The organism is Sphingomonas degradans (genome assembly GCF_053502645.1).
In genome coordinates this window covers 3,747,793-3,768,225 of record NZ_CP177172.1, presented here as the reverse complement: position 1 = coordinate 3,768,225, position 20,433 = coordinate 3,747,793, and the positions used below count along the sequence as shown (strand labels likewise).

At 66.7% G+C, this 20,433-nt stretch carries 21 protein-coding genes and 1 other RNA gene; 17 read left to right on the top strand and 5 right to left on the bottom strand.

The window, feature by feature from the left end; translation table 11 throughout:
- Nucleotides 1–7: 7 nt before the first annotated feature.
- Together ACG3SL_RS17345 and ACG3SL_RS17340 are read right to left on the bottom strand one after the other, a co-directional pair.
- The gene (locus ACG3SL_RS17345) at nt 8–1,198 is read right to left on the bottom strand and encodes a PQQ-dependent sugar dehydrogenase (protein WP_448662413.1); all 1,191 of its coding nucleotides are present in this window, start codon (nt 1,196–1,198) and stop codon (nt 8–10) included.
- Nucleotides 1,195–2,331 (bottom strand): PQQ-dependent sugar dehydrogenase, encoded by a 1,137-nt coding sequence (locus ACG3SL_RS17340; protein WP_448662412.1) that lies wholly within the window; start codon nt 2,329–2,331, stop codon nt 1,195–1,197. The genes ACG3SL_RS17345 and ACG3SL_RS17340 overlap by 4 nt, the downstream gene beginning before the upstream one ends.
- A gap of 228 nt (nt 2,332–2,559) precedes the next feature.
- Between ACG3SL_RS17340 and rimP the strand changes: the two genes are divergently transcribed.
- The 6 genes from rimP (at nt 2,560) to ACG3SL_RS17310 (ending at nt 9,621) form a co-directional block, all read left to right on the top strand.
- Nucleotides 2,560–3,138: a ribosome maturation protein RimP gene (rimP, locus tag ACG3SL_RS17335; protein ID WP_448662411.1), complete on the top strand. Its 579-nt coding sequence runs from the start codon at nt 2,560–2,562 to the stop codon at nt 3,136–3,138.
- 5 nt (nt 3,139–3,143) lie between these two features.
- Entirely contained in the window at nt 3,144–4,769 is a 1,626-nt protein-coding gene (gene nusA, locus ACG3SL_RS17330; RefSeq protein WP_448662410.1) for a transcription termination factor NusA, read from the top strand.
- Nucleotides 4,750–5,502 (top strand): DUF448 domain-containing protein, encoded by a 753-nt coding sequence (locus ACG3SL_RS17325; RefSeq protein WP_448662409.1) that lies wholly within the window; start codon nt 4,750–4,752, stop codon nt 5,500–5,502. The genes nusA and ACG3SL_RS17325 overlap by 20 nt, the downstream gene beginning before the upstream one ends.
- Nucleotides 5,503–5,510: 8 nt before the next feature.
- Nucleotides 5,511–8,327: a translation initiation factor IF-2 gene (infB, locus tag ACG3SL_RS17320; protein WP_448662408.1), complete on the top strand. Its 2,817-nt coding sequence runs from the start codon at nt 5,511–5,513 to the stop codon at nt 8,325–8,327.
- Between the two features lie 169 nt (nt 8,328–8,496).
- On the top strand, nt 8,497–8,904 hold the full coding sequence (gene rbfA / locus ACG3SL_RS17315; RefSeq protein ID WP_448662407.1) for a 30S ribosome-binding factor RbfA: 408 nt from the start codon (nt 8,497–8,499) through the stop codon (nt 8,902–8,904).
- A 12-nt stretch (nt 8,905–8,916) separates the two neighbouring features.
- On the top strand, nt 8,917–9,621 hold the full coding sequence (locus tag ACG3SL_RS17310) for a hypothetical protein (RefSeq protein ID WP_448662406.1): 705 nt from the start codon (nt 8,917–8,919) through the stop codon (nt 9,619–9,621).
- A 63-nt stretch (nt 9,622–9,684) separates the two neighbouring features.
- On the opposite strand, the gene ACG3SL_RS17305 is transcribed toward ACG3SL_RS17310, so the two are convergent.
- Nucleotides 9,685–10,140: a DUF7010 family protein gene (locus ACG3SL_RS17305; protein ID WP_448662405.1), complete on the bottom strand. Its 456-nt coding sequence runs from the start codon at nt 10,138–10,140 to the stop codon at nt 9,685–9,687.
- A 103-nt stretch (nt 10,141–10,243) separates the two neighbouring features.
- Here ACG3SL_RS17305 and ACG3SL_RS17300 point away from each other — a divergent pair, with 103 nt between their 5' ends.
- The 5 genes from ACG3SL_RS17300 to ACG3SL_RS17280 all read left to right on the top strand — a co-directional run bounded on the left by ACG3SL_RS17300 (nt 10,244) and on the right by ACG3SL_RS17280 (nt 15,850).
- The gene (locus tag ACG3SL_RS17300; RefSeq protein WP_448662404.1) at nt 10,244–10,828 is read left to right on the top strand and encodes a thymidine kinase; all 585 of its coding nucleotides are present in this window, start codon (nt 10,244–10,246) and stop codon (nt 10,826–10,828) included.
- Between the two features lie 40 nt (nt 10,829–10,868).
- Nucleotides 10,869–11,876: a tRNA pseudouridine(55) synthase TruB gene (truB, locus tag ACG3SL_RS17295; RefSeq protein WP_448662403.1), complete on the top strand. Its 1,008-nt coding sequence runs from the start codon at nt 10,869–10,871 to the stop codon at nt 11,874–11,876.
- A gap of 21 nt (nt 11,877–11,897) precedes the next feature.
- Complete coding sequence (gene rpsO / locus ACG3SL_RS17290) at nt 11,898–12,167, top strand: 30S ribosomal protein S15 (protein WP_448662402.1); 270 nt, start codon at nt 11,898–11,900, stop codon at nt 12,165–12,167.
- Nucleotides 12,168–12,314: 147 nt separating this feature from the next.
- Complete coding sequence (gene pnp / locus ACG3SL_RS17285; protein WP_448662401.1) at nt 12,315–14,672, top strand: polyribonucleotide nucleotidyltransferase; 2,358 nt, start codon at nt 12,315–12,317, stop codon at nt 14,670–14,672.
- A gap of 200 nt (nt 14,673–14,872) precedes the next feature.
- A complete protein-coding gene (locus ACG3SL_RS17280; protein WP_448662400.1) occupies nt 14,873–15,850 on the top strand; it encodes a sensor histidine kinase in 978 nt (325 codons plus the stop codon).
- A 55-nt stretch (nt 15,851–15,905) separates the two neighbouring features.
- Here the strand turns inward: ACG3SL_RS17280 and ssrA are convergent.
- Nucleotides 15,906–16,245, bottom strand: a transfer-messenger RNA (tmRNA) gene (gene ssrA, locus ACG3SL_RS17275).
- A 48-nt stretch (nt 16,246–16,293) separates the two neighbouring features.
- On the opposite strand from ssrA, the gene ACG3SL_RS17270 reads away from it, so the two are divergent.
- Nucleotides 16,294–16,725, top strand: coding sequence for an RrF2 family transcriptional regulator (locus tag ACG3SL_RS17270; RefSeq protein ID WP_448662399.1), 432 nt, complete (start codon nt 16,294–16,296; stop codon nt 16,723–16,725).
- Here the strand turns inward: ACG3SL_RS17270 and mscL are convergent.
- Entirely contained in the window at nt 16,722–17,177 is a 456-nt protein-coding gene (mscL, locus tag ACG3SL_RS17265) for a large conductance mechanosensitive channel protein MscL (protein WP_448662398.1), read from the bottom strand. The genes ACG3SL_RS17270 and mscL overlap by 4 nt on opposite strands.
- A 118-nt stretch (nt 17,178–17,295) precedes the next feature.
- On the opposite strand from mscL, the gene ACG3SL_RS17260 reads away from it, so the two are divergent.
- The 5 genes from ACG3SL_RS17260 to ACG3SL_RS17240 all read left to right on the top strand — a co-directional run bounded on the left by ACG3SL_RS17260 (nt 17,296) and on the right by ACG3SL_RS17240 (nt 20,432).
- Nucleotides 17,296–17,877 carry a LemA family protein gene (locus ACG3SL_RS17260; protein ID WP_448662397.1) on the top strand — a complete coding sequence of 194 codons (582 nt, stop codon included), beginning with the start codon at nt 17,296–17,298 and terminating at the stop codon, nt 17,875–17,877.
- 107 nt (nt 17,878–17,984) lie between these two features.
- Nucleotides 17,985–18,368, top strand: coding sequence for a TPM domain-containing protein (locus tag ACG3SL_RS17255; protein ID WP_448662396.1), 384 nt, complete (start codon nt 17,985–17,987; stop codon nt 18,366–18,368).
- Entirely contained in the window at nt 18,365–19,234 is an 870-nt protein-coding gene (locus ACG3SL_RS17250; protein WP_448662395.1) for a TPM domain-containing protein, read from the top strand. The genes ACG3SL_RS17255 and ACG3SL_RS17250 overlap by 4 nt, the downstream gene beginning before the upstream one ends.
- Nucleotides 19,234–19,905 (top strand): TPM domain-containing protein, encoded by a 672-nt coding sequence (locus ACG3SL_RS17245; protein ID WP_448662394.1) that lies wholly within the window; start codon nt 19,234–19,236, stop codon nt 19,903–19,905. Before ACG3SL_RS17250 ends, ACG3SL_RS17245 begins: the two co-directional genes overlap by 1 nt.
- The gene (locus tag ACG3SL_RS17240; RefSeq protein WP_448662393.1) at nt 19,902–20,432 is read left to right on the top strand and encodes an NUDIX hydrolase; all 531 of its coding nucleotides are present in this window, start codon (nt 19,902–19,904) and stop codon (nt 20,430–20,432) included. Before ACG3SL_RS17245 ends, ACG3SL_RS17240 begins: the two co-directional genes overlap by 4 nt.
- The last annotated feature ends 1 nt before the right edge of the window (nt 20,433 follow it).

The following is a 20,433-nucleotide window of genomic DNA, read 5'->3' as shown; positions in this document are numbered from 1 at the left end:
TCGGCGCTCACCCCGGCGTCAGCCGCAGCAGCCGGCCGTTGGCGCCATCCTCCAGCACCCATAGTGCGCCGTCCGGTCCCTGTTCTACTTCGCGGATGCGCTGATTCAGGGCGATTCGCTGGACTTCGGCGGCGCCGGTCTCGGTAAAGCGCACGCGCACCAGCCCCTGGCTGACCAGCCCCGCCAGGATCGCATCCCCCTGCCACGCCGCGAACAGGCTGCCCGAATAGCGGATCATGCCGCCCGGCGCGATGACCGGCGTCCACCATGCCAGCGGCGCGACATAGCCGTCGCCGGGGGCGTGATCGGGGATGTTGCCGCCGCCATAATCCTGTCCGTTCGACGCGTTGGGCCAGCCATAATTGCCGCCGCGCGCGACCAGGTTGAATTCATCGCCGCCCTCGGGCCCCATTTCGCTCTCCCACAGGCGCCCGGCGGGATCGAAGAACAGGCCATAGGGATTGCGATGCCCGAGCGACCAGATTTCGGGACGCGCGCCCGGCGTGGCGACGAAGGGGTTGTCGCCGGGAACGCTGCCATCGGCATTGAGCCGCACGATCTTGCCCAGCGTCTTGGTCAGGTCCTGGGCGGGCGATCCCTGTTGCCGCTCGCCGGCGGTGATGAACAAATGGCCCGAGGGTGCGAACGCCATGCGCCCGCCGAAATGGTTGGCGCCGCTCGCCTTGGGTGTCTGGCGCCAGAGCACGCTGGTGTTGCCGAGACGGGCGCCCGCGCCATCCTCGATCAGCGTAGCGCGCGCGACGGCAAGCCCCGCGCCGCCGGTCCCAGCCTCGGCATAGCTCAGATAGACCAGCCGGTTGGTCGCGAAATCGGGGTGCAGGGCCACGTCGAGCAGGCCGCCCTGGCCTGCCGCCACCACGGCGGGCACCCCGCCCAGCGGCTCCGATTTCGCCCCCGCCTGCGTCACGATGCGCAGCGTCCCGCCCTTTTCGGTGACGAGTGCGCGTCCGTCGGGCAGGAACACCATCGCCCAGGGCGCGGCAAAGGTCGCCACGACCTGGCTCTGGACGCTGGCGATCGGCGTGGGGCTGGGGCTCGTCGTCGGAGTCGGCGCCGGTGCTGTGGTCGCAGTGGGAGAGGGGGTGGGCGTCACGACAGTGCCGTCACTCCCGCCGCCGCATCCCGCCAGCGCGAGTGCGGCTACACCTGCGGCCGCGAACCGGCGCCGCGCGCTCACTTTGCCGGTTCCAGCTTGAGCAGCCGCCCCTGCGAACCCTGTGCGCCATCCTCCAGCACCCATAGCGCGCCGTCGGGGCCTTCCTCGACTTCGCGGATGCGCGCGCCCATCGGCCACTGGTCGCCCTTGGTCGCGGTCGTGCCGTTGACGTCGATCCGCAGCAGCGCCTTGCCGGAAAGCCCGCCGAGGAACAGGTCGCCCTTCCATTGCGGGAACATCTTGCCAGAATAGACGATCAGGCCGCCGGGGCTGATCGAGGGATTCCACCAGACCTTGGGCGCCTCATATCCGTCGCCGGCCTTGTGATCGGGGATGTCGCGGTCGTCATAATGGCTGCCGTTCGATGCGTTGGGCCAGCCATAGTTGCGGCCGGGCAGGATCAGGTTGATCTCGTCGCCGCCCTTGGGGCCCATTTCCTGCTCCCACAAATTGCCCTTCGCATCGAAGGCGATGCCCAGCAGGTTGCGGTGGCCATAGGACCAGATGGCGGGGTGGAATCCCTTCGCGGCCAGCGGATTGCCCTTGGCGGGCGTGCCGTCGTCGTTGAGGCGCAGCACCTTGCCCAGCGTGGCCTTGGGGTCCTGTGCGGGGGTGAATTTCTGGCGCTCGCCATTGGTGAAGAACAGATGCCCGTCGGGAGCGAAGGCGATTCGGCCAGAAAAGTGCCCGTTGCCCTCGACATAGGGCTCGGCGCGGAACAGCGTCTGGACGTTCTGGAGCGCGGGCGCCGCGCCCTCGGCCAGCGTGCCGCGCGCCAGCACCACGCCCTTGAGCCCCTCGGCATTGGCCTCCGAATAGCTGAAATAGACCAGGTGGTTCTGCGCGAATTTCGGGTGCAGCACGACGTCCATCAATCCGCCCTGGCCCTGCGCCATGACGGTAGGGACGCCGCTGACCGGGCTGCGCGTCTTGCCGTCGGCGGCGACGAGCAGCAGCGTGCCTGCCTTTTCGGTGACGAGCATCCGCCCGTCGGGCAGGAACGTCATCGCCCAGGGCGAGTCGAAATCGGCGACTTCGGTGATCGTGAACGGGCGAGTCGCCTGCGCGGCGCTGTCTTGCGCGGCGGCGTCGCCCTGCGGGTTGCACGCGGCGAGCAGTGCTGCGCCCATGACCATGCGGATGGCTGGCATCATCGATTCTCTCCCTGTGTGCGGCGTATATTCCCAGCCGCAACGCGCGGCGCCGACAACCGCTCCCTCGCGTGGCGGGGGCGGCGTTGCAAGGGCATCGCAACAGCCCTTGCCCATGGGCGCCCAACTGCGTATATCGGCGGTGCTTTCTCGACATCGTCAAACATGATCGAGGCCGAGCCCGCAGGGGCCCGGTCAGGGAAGCGGCTTATCCTGTTGCCGGAGAATTGCGTGGCGGACATCGCCCTGTTGACCAAGCTGATCGAGCCCGAGGCCCAGGCCCTGGGGCTGGCGCTCGTGCGCGTGAAGATGTTCGGCGGAGTCAGCGATCCGACGCTCCAGGTGATGGCCGAGCGCCCCGATACGCGCCAGCTGACGATCGACGACTGCGCCGATCTGTCGCGCCGCATCTCGGAGCGGCTGGACGAGTTGGAAGCGGCGGGCCGCGATCCCATCGATTATGCCTATCGCCTGGAAGTCAGCTCGCCCGGTATCGATCGCCCGCTGACGCGGCTCCAGGATTTCGAGGACTGGAAGGGGCACGAGGCCCGCATCAACCTGGTCGCGCCGACCGAGGACAACCGCAAGCAGCTGACCGGCATCCTGATGGGCGTGGCCGGCGATCAGATCACCATCGATGTCCGCAAGCATCGGGAAGTCACGCTGGGCTTCGCGCAGATCGCCGATGCCAAGCTGCTGATGACCGACGCGCTCATCGCCGCGACAGCGCCGCTGTCGGTCGATGGCGCCGACGAATTTGAAGAAGTCGAAGAACTGGATGCGTCCGACGACGCGCAGGTAGAAGGGTAAAGAGGATGGCCACTGCCATTTCCGCGAACAAGGCTGAGCTGATTGCGATCGCCGATTCGGTCGCGAAGGAAAAGCTGATCGACAAGGCCATCGTCATCGAGGCGATGGAGGACGCGATCCAGCGCGCCGCCAAGAACCGTTACGGCGTCGAAAACGACATCCGCGCCAAGCTCGATCCCGTCTCCGGCGATCTGCGCCTGTGGCGCGTGGTCGAAGTGGTCGAGGCGGTCGACGATTATTTCAAGCAGGTCTCGGTCAAGGACGCGCAGAAGCTGCAAAAGGGCGCAGTCGTCGGCGACTATATCGTCGATCCGCTGCCCCCGATCGAATTCGGCCGCATCCAGGCGCAGGCGTCGAAGCAGATCATCTTCCAGAAGGTCCGCGACGCCGAGCGCGATCGCCAGTTCGACGAATTCAAGGACCGCATGGGTGAGATCATCACCGGCGTGGTCAAGCGCGTCGAGTTCGGCCATGTCGTGGTCGACCTGGGCCGCGCCGAGGGCGTGATCCGCCGCGACCAGCAGATCCCGCGCGAAGTCGTCCGCGTCGGCGACCGCGTCCGCTCGATCATCCTCAACGTCCGCCGCGAAAATCGCGGGCCGCAGATTTTCCTCAGCCGCGCGCACCCGGACTTCATGAAGAAGCTGTTCGCGCAGGAAGTGCCCGAAATCTACGACGGCATCATCGAGATCAAGGCGGCGGCCCGCGATCCGGGCAGCCGCGCGAAGATCGGCGTCATCAGCCACGACAGCGGCATCGACCCCGTCGGCGCCTGCGTCGGCATGAAGGGCAGCCGCGTCCAGGCGGTCGTCCAGGAAATGCAGGGCGAAAAGATCGACATCATCCCCTGGTCGCCCGACACCGCGACCTTCGTGGTGAACGCGCTCCAGCCGGCGAATGTCAGCCGCGTCGTGATCGACGAAGAGGATGACCGCATCGAAGTGGTGGTCCCCGACGACCAGCTCAGCCTGGCGATCGGCCGTCGCGGCCAGAATGTCCGCCTCGCCAGCCAGCTGACCGGCAAGGCGATCGACATCCTGACCGAGGCGGATGCCAGCGAGAAGCGCCAGAAGGAATTCGTCCAGAACAGCGAGATGTTCCAGAACGAGCTCGACGTCGACGAGACGCTGGCCCAGCTGCTGGTCGCCGAAGGCTTTGGCGCGCTCGAAGAAGTCGCCTATGTCGAACTCGACGAACTGGCGTCGATCGAAGGGTTTGACGACGATCTGGCGGGCGAGCTCCAGAACCGCGCGCAGGAAGCGCTGGAGCGCCGCGAGGAAGCCAATCGCGAAGCACGCCGCGCGCTGGGCGTGTCCGACGAGCTGACCACCATGCCCTATCTGACCGAAGCGATGCTGGTCACTTTGGGCAAGGCCGGGATCAAGACGCTGGACGATCTGGCCGACCTCGCCACCGACGAGCTGGTGCAGAAGAAGCGCCAGGAGCCGCGCCGCCGCAACGAGGATGCGCCCAAGCGCGCCGAGGACAAGGGTGGGATTCTGGCCGAATATGGCCTGAGCGACGAGCAGGGCAACGAGATCATCATGGCCGCCCGCGCCCATTGGTTCGAAGACGAGGACGCGGCCCCGGCCGCAAGTTCGGAGGACGCAGTTGCGGAATCCGAACAATGATACCCCACGCGTAACCCGCGCTGAGGCGGCGGCGGATGGTCCCATCCGCCGCTGCATCCTGTCCGGCGAGCATGACGCGCGCGAGCATCTCGTGCGCCTCGCGCTGTCGCCCGATGGCGAGATTCTGCCCGATGTCCGTGCCAAGGCCCCCGGCCGTGGCGCGTGGATCGGCGTGACCGCCGCCGAACTCCGCACTGCGCAGGCCAAGGGCAAGCTGAAAGGCGCGCTGGCCCGTGCGTTCAAGACCGGCGACTTCCGCATTCCCGACGATCTGGCCGATCGCATCGCGGCCCAGCTTCAGCGCAGCGCGCTCGACCGGCTGGGACTCGAAGCCAAATCGGGCAGCCTGTTGACCGGCGGCGAAAAGCTGGCGGCGGCGGCGCGCTCGGGCAAACTCCACTTGCTCCTCCACGCGTCCGATGCGGGCGAGGACGGCGCTGGCAAGCTGGCCCAGGCATGGCGCGTGGGCTCGGATCGGGAAGGCAGCGACCTCAAGGGGTTAACATTGCCGCTCCCGCGCACCATATTGTCCTTGGCGCTTGGACGCGAAAATGTGGTACATGTCGGCCTGACCGACTCCAAAGCGGCTGCGAGGGTGAGCGAAGCGCTCGACCGGTGGCTGCACTTTATCGGACCCGAACCCGCTCCCAAGCCTTGCGAAACAGGCTCGCAGGGAGCATCGGCGCATTCTTCGGATGTGCCGCACGACGAACGACAGATTGAAGGACTTTAGGCAGCCGCATGAGCGACACCGATAACGAAAAGCCGAAACTGGGCATGCGCGCACCGCTGGGGCTGAAGCGCACGGTCGAGACGGGCAAGGTGAAGCAGAGCTTCAGCCATGGCCGCTCGAACACCGTGGTCGTGGAAGTCAAGCGCCGCCGGGTCCTTGGGCCGCAGGGTGGCCCCGCACAGGACGAAGGCGCGCCGCAGGCTGTCGAGGCCGCACCGGCGCCCGCGCCCGTCGCGCCCGCACCGCGTTCCGCCGCGCCCGCACCGGCGCCGCGCCCGCCGATGGACAATCTGTCGCCGCAGGAGCGCCAGGCCAAGCTGCTGCGCGAAGCCGACGAACAGCGCATGCAGGCGCTCGAGGATGCGCGCCGTCGCGACGAGCGCCTTCGCCAGGAAGCGCTTGAGGAAGAGCGTCGCCGCGTAGAAGAGCGCGCAAAGGCTGCGGCTGAGGCCGCCGAAGCCGCCAAGGCGCCCAAGCAGGAGGCTCCGGCCCCCGAGCCCGCACCCGCGCCTACGCCGGTAGTGGCGACGCCCGCGCCGGCCCCCGTCGCCGCGGCACCCGCTCCGGCGGCTCCCGCACCGGTGGCCGCCGCGCCCAAGCCGACGCCCGCACCTGCGCCCGCCGCAGCTGCGCCCAAGCCTGCGCCCCGGCCGGCACCGCGCCCTGCGCCGCAGCCGATCACGCTGGGCCTGGACCCCAATCGTCCGGCGCCGCGCCTGTTCACGCCGGTGCAGCGTCCCGAGATTCCCAAGCCCGAGCCGAAGCCGGAGCCCAAGCCCGAGCCGAAGCCCGTCGCCGCTGCTGCACAGCCCACCCAGGCACAGACGCAGGGCCAGCAGCCCGCGCGTCCGCAGCCTTCGGGGCTGGGTGCGCCCAAGCGCGCGGATCCGCCCGCGCGTCCGTCGCGCGGTCGTCAGGGTGATGATCGCCGCCAGTCGGGCAAGCTCACGGTCACGCGTGCGCTCGGCGACAATGACGGCGCCCGCGCCCGCAGCCTCGCCGCGCTGAAGCGTGCGCGCGAGAAGGAACATCGCCGCATGGGCGGCCCGCGCGAGCCGCAGGCCAAGCAGGTCCGCGACGTCGTGGTGCCGGAGGCGATCACCGTTCAGGAACTCGCCAACCGCATGGCCGAAAAGGGTGCGGATCTGGTCAAGGCGCTGTTCAAGATGGGCATGCCCGTCACGATCAACGCGACGATCGACCAGGACACGGCAGAACTGCTGGTCACCGAATTCGGCCACAACATCCAGCGCGTCAGCGACGCCGACATCGACCTGGTCACCGATACGACCGACGATGCCGAGGAAACGTTGCAGTCGCGTCCGGCCGTGGTGACGATCATGGGCCATGTCGATCACGGCAAGACCTCATTGCTCGACGCGCTGCGCGGCACCGATGTGGTGCGCGGCGAAGCCGGCGGCATCACCCAGCATATCGGCGCCTATCAGGTCACGCTGAAGGACAAGTCGAAGATCACCTTCCTCGACACGCCGGGCCACGAAGCCTTCACCGAAATGCGCGCGCGCGGTGCCAATGTCACCGACATCGTCGTGCTGGTGGTGGCCGCGAACGACGGGCTGATGCCGCAGACGATCGAGGCGATCAACCATACCAAGGCGGCGGGCGTGCCGATGATCGTGGCGATCAACAAGGTCGACCTGGACAGCGCCAACCCGCAGCGCGTGCGCGAGCGTCTGCTCGAGCATGAAGTGATGGTCGAGGAAATGGGCGGCGAAACCCAGGACGTCGAAGTTTCCGCGCTCAAGAAGATCGGGCTCGACGCGCTGGTGGAGAAGATCCAGATCCAGGCCGAACTGCTCGACCTCAAGGCCAATCCCGATCGCCCGGCCGAAGGCAGCGTGATCGAGGCGAAGCTCGACAAGGGCCGTGGTCCGGTCGCGACGATCCTGGTCAGCCGCGGTACGCTGCGCGTGGGCGACGTGTTCGTCGTCGGCGCCGAGAGCGGCAAGGTCCGCGCGCTGATCGACGACAAGGGGCGCCAGATCAAGGAAGCGGGTCCGTCGATGCCGGTCGAAGTGCTCGGTCTGTCGGGCGTGCCGATGTCGGGCGATCCGTTGCAGGTCGTCGAGAACGAGGCCCGCGCGCGCGAAGTCGCCGAATATCGTCAGGGCGTCGCGCTCCAGAAGCGCACGACCAATGCCCCCGCAAGCCTGGAGAGCATGTTCTCCGCGCTCAAGGAAAAGCAGGCGATCGAATATCCGCTGGTAGTCAAGGCCGACACGCAAGGGTCGGTCGAGGCGATCGTGGGCGCGCTCAACAAGATCTCGACCGAGGACATCCGCGTGCGCATCCTGCACTCGGGCGTCGGTGGCATCACCGAGAGCGACGTGACGCTGGCCGGTGCCTCGGGCGCGCCGATCATCGGCTTCAACGTCCGTCCCAATGCCAAGGCGCGCGAAATCGCCGATCGGCAGAAGGTGGCGCTGAAGTACTATGACGTCATCTACGACCTGACCGACGAGATCCGTGCGGGCATGGCCGGTACGCTGGGTCCCGAAGCGTTCGAGACGGTGGTGGGCCGCGCCGAGATCAAGGAAGTCTTCTCGGCGGGCAAGCACGGCAAGGCTGCCGGTCTGCTGGTCACCGACGGCGTCATCCGCAAGGCGCTCAAGGCACGCATCACGCGCAACGACGTCATCATCTATCAGGGTGAAATCGCGTCGCTGCGTCGCTTCAAGGACGATGTCGCCGAAGTGCGCGCCGGTCTGGAATGCGGTGTGACGTTCACGCAGAACTTCACCGACATCAAGGCGGGGGATTACCTCGAAACCTTCGAAGTCGAACTGCGCGAGCGCACGCTGTAACGAAACGCCCTCTCCCCCTGTGGGAGAGGGCCGATCGCACGGCCCAACGGCTTCTGTTCCCCTGCGAAAGCAGGGGGCCAGAGCCCCGCGTGCAACGCCTGTGATCCTGGACCCCTGCTTTCGCAGGGGAGCCTTTCGTCCCTCCGCCAGGCGAGACTGGAGTTTGGCCATGAAGCACACCGAAACCTCCGAAAACCGCTCGGTCCGCCTGCTCAAGGTCGGCGAACAGGTGCGCCATGTGCTGAGCGAGGTCCTCCAGCGCGGCGACGTGCACGACGAGACGCTGGCCAAGCATCTGGTGTCGGTCACCGAAGTGCGCATGTCGCCCGATCTGCGCCACGCCACGGTGTTCGTGAAGCCGCTGCTCGGCAAGGACGAGGCTGCGGTCCTCAAGGCGCTGCGCACCAACACCGCCTATCTCCAGCGCGAAGTCGCGTCGCGGGTGAAGATGAAATACGCAGCTCGGCTCAAGTTCCTGGCGGACGAGAGCTTCGACGAGGGCAGCCATATCGACAAGCTGCTGCGCGATCCCAAGGTCGCGCAGGATCTGGGCGCCGATACTCCCGACGAGTATTGATTTCGCTGGGGCATGGCGCATGATCGCGCCATGCGAACGCCGCTGCTCCTGCTCCTCTGCTGCACCCTGTCGGCCTTTCCGGCGCGCGCGCAGGTCGGCGCGCTCCAGACGGACTGCGAGCTTGGCGGCGGGCGCGACGAGGGCGGCTACCAATTCATTTCGACGTGCGCAGGCCGGGCAAAATCGCCGGATGGTCGCTTCGCCGTGGTCCAGCGCGCCTATCAAGACCGGCAGCCTCCTATCGAATTGCAGGATGCCAAGCGGCGGGTGGTCGCCAGGCTCGACAGCCTGAGCGACGACATGCCTTTCAGCGTCTATTGGGCGCCCAATTCGCGCTGGTTCTTCGTCAACCATCATGTCGGCTCCTTCATGGACGTGCTGCGGATCTTCGAGATCGTGGGCAAAAGGGTGTTCGAGCGCCCGGCGCTCGTCCGGTCCGCCGAGAAGGTCGCGGCGCGGCGCTATCCTTGCCTGCAGCCCGACATGATCCTGCCGAACGGCGCCCGCTGGGCGCGGGACGGTCGCCGCGTCGTGCTGGTGACGATCAGTCGACCGGACGCATGTAGCGCTGACTACGCCCGGAGACCGGGCAGCTGGCAGCCGCTCTGGATGATCGGTGACGTGCGCACCGGACTGATCCAGGCCGGGTCGGTCCGGCCGGACCGGAGCGACCGGGGCCTGCGCGAACCGCGTGAGGGGCTTTACTCGCGCCTCTGACGCTCCGAAGAAGATTGACGCGCTGCTGCGCGATCCCAAGGTCGCGCAGGATCTGGGCGAAGCTTAGGCGCGGCCGCGCTTCGCCGAGGCCAGCGCACTGACCCACAGGGTCGCGGCGGCCAGCAGGCCAGTCACCAGCGGGGTATCGCCGGCAGGCAGCAGCCAGCCGATGGCGCCGACCAGTATCAGCGCCGCGCCGGACCAGTAATAGATCCGCGCCGGAATCCCGCGCGCCAGCGGCAGGAAATGCAGCCCGACGATGATCGCCATCGTCGGCAGCAGCCGTTCGGCCATGTGCAGGTTGATCAGAACGTTCGCCGCGACGAAAATCGCCACGCCCTCGGCGCTGCTCCAGATCGCCACCAGCCGGCCGACATGCGAACGATCGGCGTCCTCGCTCCCGTCCGATGCATGCCGCGTCCACAGCAGGATCGCCGCGCTGATCGCGACCGCCGGCAGAACCCACCACAGCGGCAGGTGCGAGAAGTACAGGGCGATCGCACACCAGAGGGCCGCCATGATATTCAGAATCCACAGACCCGTGCGCATCGTCGTTTTCCCCCGGTTTCGACGATGCTAACCGATGGACCGCAGACGCGATAGCCGACATAGGATAGCCGCCATGGCCAAGCTCTATTTCTATTATGCGTCGATGAACGCCGGCAAATCGACCACGCTGCTCCAGGCCGATTTCAACTATCGCGAGCGGGGCATGCGCACGCTGTTGTTTACCGCCGGGGTCCATGATCGCGGCGGCAGGGGCGTGATCGATTCGCGGCTGGGCATTCAGGCGAGCGCGATTCCGTTCGAGCCCGGCACCGATCTGCGCGTGGTGACCGAGAATGAGCATTTCCGCGCGCCGATCGCGTGCGTGCTGGTGGACGAGGCGCAGTTTCTGTCGGCGGCGCAGGTGCGGCAGCTTGCGCACATCGCCGACGAGGTGGGCATTCCCGTGCTCTGCTACGGGCTGCGTACCGATTTCCAGGGCAAGCTGTTCCCCGGATCGGCCGAGCTGCTGGCGCTGGCGGACTCGCTGGTCGAGATCAAGTCGGTCTGCGATTGCGGGCGCAAGGCGACGATGAACCTGCGCGTCGATGCGGCGGGCAACGCCGTGCGCGAAGGCGCGCAGAAGGAAATCGGCGGGAACGAACGCTATATCGCGCTGTGCCGCCGCCATTTCATGCAGCGCACCGCCGCGCTGGGCTGAGCGCTGGCCCGGCGGGCGGGGCTGGGCTAGGGCACCGCCGATGCATGGTTGGATACTTCTCGACAAGCCGCTGGGGCTCGGCTCGACACAGGGCGTAAGCGCGGTGAAGCGCGTGCTGCGCGAGGGCGCGTACGGCAAGTTCAAGGTCGGACATGGCGGCACGCTCGATCCGCTGGCGACCGGCGTGCTGCCGATCGCGATCGGCGAGGCGACCAAGCTGGCCGGGCGAATGCTCGACAGCGACAAGATATATGCCTTCACCATCCGCTTCGGGGTGCAGACCGATACGCTCGACCTGGAGGGCAAGGCCGTAGCCGAGTCCGAGGTGCGGCCGACGGCGGCACAGGTGACGGCGGTGCTGCCGCGTTTCACCGGGCCGATCGCGCAGGTGCCGCCCGCCTATTCGGCGCTGAAGGTCGATGGCGCCCGCGCCTATGATCTGGCGCGCGCGGGCGAGGAGGTGGTGCTGGCAAGCCGCGCCGTCACGATTCACGCGCTCACCCTATCCTCCCCGGAACGGGGAGGGGGACCGTTCGCGGATGCGAACGGTGGAGGGGGCGGGCCGCACGCCGAGTCCTCCGGGGAGGCCCCCCTCCACCCCCAGCCTGCGGCTGGCGGTCCCCCTCCCCGTGCCGGGGAGGAATTGGACGAAATCACCCTCACCGCCCATGTCTCCAAGGGCACGTACATCCGCAGCCTGGCGCGCGACATTGCGCTGGCGCTGGGCACCGTCGGCCATGTCACCATGCTGCGCCGGACCAAGGCGGGGCCGTTCACGCTCGATTCCGCGATTTCGCTGGACAATTTGAACGAAGCGGGTAAGTCCCGCAGCCTTGAAGACTATATCCTGCCGCTGAGGGCGGGGCTGGACGACATCCCGGCTCTATCCCTCACCCCCGACCAGGCAGGGCTGCTCCGCAGGGGGCAGGTCTTGGCCGGGACCAACGTGGAAGATGGCCAATATTTCGCGTGCGCGGAGGACACTCCGGTCGCGCTGGTAGAGGCTGATGCCGGACTTGTCCGGGTCGTTCGCGGGTTCAACTTGTAACGCGATGTCGAAGGAAGAAACATGTCGATCACGCCAGAGCGCAAGGAAGCGCTCATCCAGGAACATGGCCGCGAGAGCGGTGACACCGGCAGCCCCGAAGTGCAGGTTGCGATCCTCACCGAGCGCATCGTCAACCTGACCGAACACTTCAAGACTCACGCGAAGGACAACCACTCGCGCCGCGGTCTGCTGATGCTGGTCAACAAGCGTCGTTCGCTTCTCGATTATCTGAAGAAGAAGGACGCAGGTCGTTACGGCGATCTGATCGCGAAGCTCGGGCTTCGCAAGTAACGGGACGGCGCCTTCGCGGCGCCGTTTCTGTATTCGGCCCAGGCGCAATTCGGCGCCGGGCCGGTCAGGCGGAACCTCCGCCACCCTGCCGGAACGTCCGGCACATAGGCCCCCTGCGCATAGGGCGCGGGGAGTGAAGGAAATCAAATGTTCGACACGAAGAAAGTGGAAATCGAGTGGGGCGGCCAGACCCTCACGCTCGAAACGGGCCGTGTTGCCCGTCAGGCTGACGGCGCGGTCCTCGCGACGCTCGGCGAAACCGTCGTGCTCTGCGCCGTAACGGCGGCACGCTCGGTCAAGGAAGGGCAGGATTTCTTCCCGCTCACCGTGCATTATCAGGAGAAGTATTCGGCCGCGGGACGCATCCCCGGCGGCTTCTTCAAGCGCGAGCGCGGCGCGACGGAAAAGGAGACGCTGGTTTCGCGTCTGATCGACCGTCCGATCCGCCCGCTGTTCCCGGAAGGGTTCTACAACGAAATCAACGTCATCGCCCAGGTGCTGAGCTATGACGGCGAGAACGAGCCGGATATCCTGGCGATGGTCGCGGCATCGGCCGCACTGACCATTTCGGGCGTGCCCTTCATGGGCCCGATCGGCGCCGCGCGCGTCGGCTATGTCGGGGGCGAGTATATCCTCAACCCGACGCTGGACCAGGTGAAGGAAGGCGATCTCGACCTCGTCGTCGCCGCGACCGGCGATGCCGTTATGATGGTCGAATCCGAAGCCAAGGAGCTTTCGGAAGAAGTCATGCTCGGCGCGGTCCAGTTCGCGCACAAGGCGTGCCGCACCGTCATCAACGCGATCATCGACCTGGCCGAACAGGCTGCGAAGGATCCGTGGGAAATGGCGGCCCAGGCCGACCTGACCGCCGCCAAGGACAAGCTGAAGAAGCTGATCGGCAAGGACATCGCCGCCGCCTACAAGGTGACCGACAAGTCCAAGCGTTCGGCCCTGCTGAACGAGGCACGCGCCAAGGGCAAGGCGGCGTTCGCCGACGCCACGCCGCAGGACCAGATGGCCGCCGGCAAGCTGATGAAGAAGCTGGAAGCCGAAATCGTCCGCGGCGCCATCCTCAAGGACGGCACCCGCATCGACGGCCGCACCACCACCCAGATCCGCCCGATCGAAGCGATGGTGCACTTCCTGCCCCGTGCGCACGGCTCGGCGCTGTTCACGCGTGGCGAAACCCAGTCGATCTGCACCACCACGCTGGGCACCCGCGATGCCGAGCAGATGATCGATGGTCTGAACGGGCTCAATTACGAGCACTTCATGCTGCACTACAACTTCCCGCCCTATTCGGTCGGTGAAGTCGGCCGCTTCGGCGCGCCGGGCCGTCGTGAAGTCGGCCATGGCAAGCTGGCATGGCGCGCGCTGCACCCGGTGCTGCCGAGCAAGGAAGAGTTCCCCTACACGATCCGCGTCCTGTCGGACATCACCGAGTCGAACGGCTCGTCGTCGATGGCGACGGTGTGTGGCGGTTCGCTGTCGATGATGGATGCCGGCGTGCCGCTGAAGCGCCCGGTTTCGGGCATCGCGATGGGCCTGATCCTCGAAGGCAAGAACTTCGCGGTTCTCAGCGACATCCTGGGTGACGAAGATCATCTGGGCGACATGGACTTCAAGGTCGCCGGCACGTCCGAAGGCATCACCACGATGCAGATGGACATCAAGATCGCCGGCATCACCGAAGAGATCATGCGCAAGGCGCTCGAGCAGGCCAAGGAAGGCCGCGCGCATATCCTGGGCGAAATGGCCAAGGCACTGGGTGAGACGCGTGGCGAACTGTCGGCGCACGCTCCCCGGATCGAGACGTTCACGATCGACAAGTCCAAGATCCGTGAAGTCATCGGCACCGGCGGCAAGGTCATCCGCGAGATCGTGGCGACCACGGGCGCCAAGGTCGACATCGACGACGAAGGCGTGATCAAGGTCAGCTCGTCCGACCCCGCGCAGATCGAGGCGGCGATCGCCTGGATCAAGGGGCTGGTCGAAGAGGCCGAAGTCGGCAAGGTCTATAACGGCAAGGTCGTCAACCTCGTCGATTTCGGTGCGTTCGTGAACTTCATGGGCGGCAAGGACGGTCTCGTCCACGTCTCCGAAATCAAGAACGAGCGCGTCGAGAAGGTCTCGGACGTCCTGAGCGAAGGCCAGGAAGTCAAGGTCAAGGTCCTCGAGATCGATCCGCGCGGCAAGGTTCGCCTGTCGATGCGCGTCGTCGACCAGGAAACCGGCGCCGAGCTGGAAGATACGCGTCCGGCACGCGAGCCCCGTGAAGGCGGCGATCGTGGTCCGCGCAGCGACCGTGGTGATCGCGGCGATCGCGGTGGCGACCGTCGTCGTGACGGTGGCCGTGGCGGCGATCGTGGTCCGCGTCGCGAAGGCGGCGGCGACCGTGCACCGCGCGGCGAGGGCCGTGGCCCGCGCCGTGAGTCGTCGGAAGGCGGCAAGGAAGATGGCGGCGATATTGGCCTGCCGGCTTTCCTCACGGGCGATCGCGACTGATCCGACCGAAAATCGTGCCAACCGGCACGGAACAGGGGGCTCGCGGCGACGCGGGCCCCTTTTTCGTTGAAGATTGCGGGTGGGGAAATCTGCGCGTGCGCGCTATACCTTGATCGAGATTAGGGCCGCGACGAGCAAGGTCACGCTAAGATGTTGGTGTGAAGGGGGAAAGCTTGCTGCCAAGCGAACCAGTGCGATGGATGGAAAGGCTGCCGATCTGGCGTGATCGCCCCGTGCTGACGGTGGCGGCAACGCTTGGTATGGTTGCGCTCGCGCTCGGCCTTCGTCTTGCGGTCGATCGGGTGATGCCGCCGGGCTTTCCCTATCTCACCTTTTTTCCTGCGGTGTTGGTGGCCAGCTTCCTGTTCGGCGCCGAGTTGGGCGCGGTTTCCGCCGTGCTGTGCGGCCTGTGCGCATGGTATTTCTTCATCCCGCCGGTACACACGCTGACGCTGTCGCTGGGGTCGGGCGTGGCGCTGACCTTCTACGCGTTCGTCACCGCCACCGACATTGCGATCGTCCACTGGATGCAAAAGGCCAATGGCCGGCTGCGGCACGCCCGCGAGCGTAACCGCGCGCTGGCCGACATTCGCGAATTGCTGTTCCGCGAGCTCCAGCACCGCGTCTCCAACAATCTCCAGGTCGCCGCCGGGCTGCTGACCCTCCAGAAGCGCCATATCGCCGATCCCGATGCCCGCGCGGCACTCGACGAATCCGCGCGGCGGATCGGCGTGATCGGGCGTATCAGCCGCCAGCTGTATCGCGACGATGGCGGCCAGATTCCGCTGGGCGACCTGCTGGGACCGCTGATCGGTGATGTCGTCGAGTCCTGGGGCAAGCGGATCGACGTCGCGATCCATGACCCGGCCGCATTGTTGCTGGCGCCCGATGCGGCGGTGCCGGTGGCGCTGGTGGTGGCCGAGTCGGTCGCCAACGCCATCGAGCACGGCTTTGCCGGACGCGAGGACGGGCGCATTACCGTAACCTGCGCCCGCGCGGGCCAGGAACTGCGGATTTCCGTGCACGACGACGGTGCCGGGTTGAAGCCGGATTTCGAGGCGCCGGGCAACGCCAGCCTGGGGCTGGGGATCGCGCGGATGCTCGCCGACCAGCTGGGTGGCCGGTTCGAGCTGCGCGGCGGTGCCGGCACCACGGCGCTGCTGGCGTTTCCCGCCTGATACTGGACACGAAAGGTCCAGGGGTTTCTGTTGCCCGGCCCCCCTGGTAGCCGCTGGTTTCCGCTTCTGTTGCCCGGTGCGGTCCAACCGCGCATTTTAGAATAACCTTAGGCCGTTAAGCCTTGGGGTTACGCCGCAATAGCGAGTGCTTCGTTATCGTTGGCACTTGTGTAATGGGCCGTTGCGGTGGTCCCATTCCGAGCGAAAGACGTCGCCTTTCAATACACGTCGATCCTGGTTCGGCCCCGTCAGAAGCCCCGTTTCCGGGGTTTTTGGTGGAGCCGCCGGGTACTGCCCCCGGGTCCGCTGCATCTAGTCTACGCCATCGTTTATCGCCATAGCCGGCCGAAGCCGGCAAAACCCTATATAGGGCAATATCGCTTAATGAAAAGGTCAGGTGAGGGCCTTCACAGTGCCGTAAACAATCGGCATGGGAGTTTATCATGTTGACGCAGCGTTCCCGCTACGCGCTACGCGCGATGCTCTTCCTCGCACAGGCGCCTGTCGGTGGCAGCCCGATCCCGATGAATCGTATCGCGGCGGAGGCGAATGTTCCGCGCAAATTCCTGGAACTGATCCTGGCCGACCTGCGCGAGGCGGGGTTCCTGTTCTCGACGCGCGGCAAGATGGGCGGCTATCGCCTGGCCCGCGCGTCGCACCTGATTTCACTGGGAGAGATCATCCGCGTGATCGAAGGGCCGCTGGCCCTCGTGCCCTGCGTCAGCCGCACGGCCTATCGCCCGTGCAATGATTGCAAGGACGAAGCCGCCTGCGCGATTCGCCAGGCCATGGCGCGGGTGCGCGACGAAACCGCGCGAATCCTGGACGGCACCAGCCTGGCCGATGCCGTCGCCGAGGATCTTGCGGCGGCTTAAGCCGCGGGCTTGTTCACTAGCGCGTCGCGGATTTCGCGGAGGAGCTTGACGTCCTCCGGATCGGGGGCGGGCGCTGCCTCGCCGGCGGCCTTTTCCTTCTCGACCACGGCGATCGCGCGGTTGACGAAGCGGACCAGCAGAAACACCATGAAGGCGAGGATCAGGAAGTTGATCACCACGGTGATGAACTCGCCATAGCCGAACAGCGGCACGCCCGCCGCCTTGAGCGCGGCGTAATCGTTGGGGGAGCCCGTATAGGTCGCCGGCACCGCGCCGAGGCGCACGAAATAGCTCGAAAAATCGAACCCGCCGAAAACCGCGCCGATCAGCGGCATGATGAGGTCGTCGGTCAGCGACTTGGTAATCGTGCCGAACGAGGCGCCGATGATGACACCCACCGCCAGATCCAGCACGTTGCCGCGCGCGATGAAGGTACGGAACTCCTTCCACATGGCGTCATTATCTCCCTTGGCTGCCAATCGCGGATACCATGTCCGATTTCGCTTTCTGGCTCCAGTGTTGCTGCCGTATAAGACACCGACGACCCAGGATCCGGAGGATCGAGAAGTGATGAAGTTTCGTGCCGCCCTTGCCATTGCCGCCGCCGCGCTGCTGTCCGCATGCGGTCTCAACAGCGTGCCGACCGCCGAGGAAAACGCCAAGGCGAAATGGGCCGATGTCCAGACCTATTATCAGCGCCGCGCCGAGCTGATCCCCAATCTGGTCGCGACGGTTAAGGGCGCCTCTGCGTCCGAGGGCAAGATCCTGAACGACGTGGTGAGCGCGCGGGCGCGCGCATCGCAGGTGCAGTTGAGCGGTGAAGACCTGACCGACCCGGCCAAGGTGGCGGCGTTCAACCAGGCGCAGAACGGCCTGTCGCTGTCGCTCCAGCGGCTGCAGGAAGCCTATCCGCAGCTTCAGAGCCAGGGCAATTACAAGACGCTGATGGACCAGCTGGAAGGCAGCGAGAACCGCATCGCCATTGCGATCCGCGACTACAACACCGCGGTGCAGGAATATAACACCCGCATCCGGACCTTCCCCGACGCAGTGGGCGCCAAGATCTTCTACGGCGCCAAGCCGATGACCCCGTTCCAGGCCAAGGCGGGGGCGGATGTCGCGCCGACCGTCGATTTCGGGAACACCAACTGATCGTCAGGACGCTCCTGATCTGCGCGGGCGTTGCGGGCTGTTCGTCCGCCGCGCCTGCGCGGACGCCGCCGCCCGGCTATGCCTTTCCGGCTTTGACCGGGCGTGTGGTGGATGGTGCCGATTTGTTGCCGCCCGCGCAGGAAGCGGCGCTTGCAGACCGGCTCGCCGATGCCGAGGCGCGGACGAAGCACCAGTTCGTCGTCGTGACCGTGACCGGGCTCGGCGGGCACGCGATCGAGGATTATGGCCGGGCGCTCGGCAATTTCTGGGGAATCGGCCGTGCGAGGGTGAATGACGGCGTGCTGCTGATCGTCGCGCTGAACGAACGCAAGACGCGCGTCGAGGTCGGCTATGGCCTGGAAAAGGCACTGACCGACGGCGAGGCGGCGCACATTATCGACTCCGATATCCTGCCATCGTTCCGGCAGGGCAAAATGGCTGACGGCATCCTCGCCGGCAGCAACGCGATTATCCGTGAGACCACGCCATGAGCCTTGTTCGCGTACTGCTCGCCCTGTTGCTCGCGCTGGTGCCCATTACGGCGCAGGCGCAGCCGACTTTCCCCAAGCTCACCGGCCGCGTGGTCGATGCGGCGAACCTGCTGAGCCCGGCCCAGGAGGCCGAACTGACGGCGCTGTCCGAAACGGTCGAAAAGGCATCGACTCGCCAGTTGGTGGTGGCGACCATCCCCGACCTGCAAGGCTATCCGATCGAGGACTATGGCTATCAGCTCGGTCGCGCCTGGGGCATCGGGCAGAAGGGCAGCAACAACGGCATCATGCTGATCGTCGCGCCCAACGAGCGCAAGGTGCGGATCGAAGTCGGCTATGGGCTGGAGCCGATCATGACCGATGCGATGTCGAGCACGATCGTCAACGACACGATCCTGCCCCGTTTCAAGGCAGGAGACATGGCCGGCGGCATCGTCGCGGGCGCGCAGGCGATCGGCGCGCAGATGAAGCTGCCGCTCGAAGCCGCAGAGGCCCGCGCCAAGGCAGAGGCCGACAAGGCGGCGGCGCAGGCGCCCGCCCGGCGGCAACAGCGCAGCGGCGGCTTTCCGCTGGGCCTGCTGTTCTGGGGCATCATCCTGCTGTTCGTGCTGATCCCGATGCTGACGCGCGGCAGCAAGCGGCGGCGCGGCCCTTGGGAGTCCAAGGCGTATCGCAGCAAGGGCGACAGCGGCGTGCTGCCGGTGATCCTGTGGACGATCGCAAGCGAGCTGGCCAAGGGCGGCGGCCGGGGCGGCGGTTCCGATTGGGGCGGCGGTGGCGGCGGCTGGGGCGGCGGCGGTGGGGGCGGTGGCTTCTCCGGCGGCGGTGGATCATTCGGGGGCGGTGGCGCCTCGGGGAGCTGGTGATGCGTTTGACCGAAGCCGATGCCCGGCGCGTGGCCGCTGCGGTGACTGCCGCCGAACAGGGCACCGATGGCGAGATCGTCACGATCGTGGCGGGCCGTTCGGATGCCTATCACGACGTCGCGCTGCACTGGGCCGTGCTGGCGATGCTGTTCGTGCTGGCGCTGCTCGCGTGGCAGCCTGCGCCGGTCGAGTGGCTGCACGCCGCGCTGGTCGACAGCTGGGCGCAGACCGTGGCGCCGCGCTGGTATCTCACCTTTGCGCTGGTGCTGATGGCGGCGACGTTCCTGGTGGTGCGCGTGGTGCTTGCCTATGACGCGCTGCGCATGGTGCTGACTCCGGCGGCGACAAAGACGCGCCGCGTGCACGCCCGCGCGCTGACGCTGTTCCGGACGAGCGCCGAGAGCCGGACCAGGGCCTCTACCGGCGTGCTGCTGTACCTGAGCCTGGCCGAGCACCGGGCCGAGATCCTCGCCGATGTGGCGATCCATTCCAAGGTTGCCCCCGAAGTGTGGGGCGAGGCGATGGCAGCGCTGATCGCCGCGGTGAAGGACGATCGCCCGGCCGATGGCATGGCCGAGGCCGTGCGTCGCATCGGGCTGGGCCTCGCCGAACATTTCCCGCAGAGCCGGGGCGATACCAACGAACTTCCCGATCGGCTGATCCTGTTATGAGCGTACTCGACCTTCCCCTGGAAACCCCCTGGCAGGGCGACTGGATCACGGTGAAGCGGCAGGGCACGTGGGAATATGTCTCCCGCGCGCGGGGCATTCAGGCGGTGGTGATCGTGGCCATCGACGATGCGGACCATGTGCTGCTGGTCGATCAGTTGCGCGTGCCGCTGGGCAAACGGTGCCTGGAGCTGCCGGCGGGGCTGATCGGCGATACGCAGGCGGGCGACACGGTCGAGGCGGCGGCGCGGCGCGAGCTGGAAGAGGAAACCGGCTATCGCTGTGACCGCGTGGAATCGCTCGGCACCTTCTATGCGTCGCCCGGCATGGTCAGCGAGAGCTTCACGCTGGTGCGCGCGCACGGACTGACCCGCATCGGCGCGGGCGGCGGCGTCGACGGGGAGGACATCATCGTCCATCGCGTTCCCCGGGCCGGGATCGCCGCCTTCGTCGCGCAGAAGCGCGCGGAAGGGCTCGGCATCGACGTGAAGCTGTTGCTGCTCCTCGCCGACGCCCTCCTCGCGGGCTGAT

Bases quoted from the DNA above. Each gene is read 5' to 3' on its own strand.
- ACG3SL_RS17310 (WP_448662406.1), top strand. From the start codon at position 8,917: ATGGCGCATGATCGCGCCATGCGAACGCCGCTGCTCCTGCTCCTCTGC.
- ACG3SL_RS17300 (WP_448662404.1), top strand. From the start codon at position 10,244: ATGGCCAAGCTCTATTTCTATTATGCGTCGATGAACGCCGGCAAATCG.
- ACG3SL_RS17305 (WP_448662405.1), bottom strand. From the start codon at position 10,140: ATGGCGGCCCTCTGGTGTGCGATCGCCCTGTACTTCTCGCACCTGCCG.
- mscL (WP_448662398.1), bottom strand. From the start codon at position 17,177: ATGTGGAAGGAGTTCCGTACCTTCATCGCGCGCGGCAACGTGCTGGAT.
- rbfA (WP_448662407.1), top strand. From the start codon at position 8,497: ATGAAGCACACCGAAACCTCCGAAAACCGCTCGGTCCGCCTGCTCAAG.
- infB (WP_448662408.1), top strand. From the start codon at position 5,511: ATGAGCGACACCGATAACGAAAAGCCGAAACTGGGCATGCGCGCACCG.
- ACG3SL_RS17260 (WP_448662397.1), top strand. From the start codon at position 17,296: ATGAAGTTTCGTGCCGCCCTTGCCATTGCCGCCGCCGCGCTGCTGTCC.
- ACG3SL_RS17340 (WP_448662412.1), bottom strand. From the start codon at position 2,331: ATGATGCCAGCCATCCGCATGGTCATGGGCGCAGCACTGCTCGCCGCG.
- ACG3SL_RS17245 (WP_448662394.1), top strand. From the start codon at position 19,234: ATGCGTTTGACCGAAGCCGATGCCCGGCGCGTGGCCGCTGCGGTGACT.
- ACG3SL_RS17280 (WP_448662400.1), top strand. From the start codon at position 14,873: ATGGAAAGGCTGCCGATCTGGCGTGATCGCCCCGTGCTGACGGTGGCG.
- nusA (WP_448662410.1), top strand. From the start codon at position 3,144: ATGGCCACTGCCATTTCCGCGAACAAGGCTGAGCTGATTGCGATCGCC.
- ACG3SL_RS17250 (WP_448662395.1), top strand. From the start codon at position 18,365: ATGAGCCTTGTTCGCGTACTGCTCGCCCTGTTGCTCGCGCTGGTGCCC.
- ACG3SL_RS17240 (WP_448662393.1), top strand. From the start codon at position 19,902: ATGAGCGTACTCGACCTTCCCCTGGAAACCCCCTGGCAGGGCGACTGG.
- pnp (WP_448662401.1), top strand. From the start codon at position 12,315: ATGTTCGACACGAAGAAAGTGGAAATCGAGTGGGGCGGCCAGACCCTC.
- rpsO (WP_448662402.1), top strand. From the start codon at position 11,898: ATGTCGATCACGCCAGAGCGCAAGGAAGCGCTCATCCAGGAACATGGC.
- ACG3SL_RS17270 (WP_448662399.1), top strand. From the start codon at position 16,294: ATGTTGACGCAGCGTTCCCGCTACGCGCTACGCGCGATGCTCTTCCTC.
- truB (WP_448662403.1), top strand. From the start codon at position 10,869: ATGCATGGTTGGATACTTCTCGACAAGCCGCTGGGGCTCGGCTCGACA.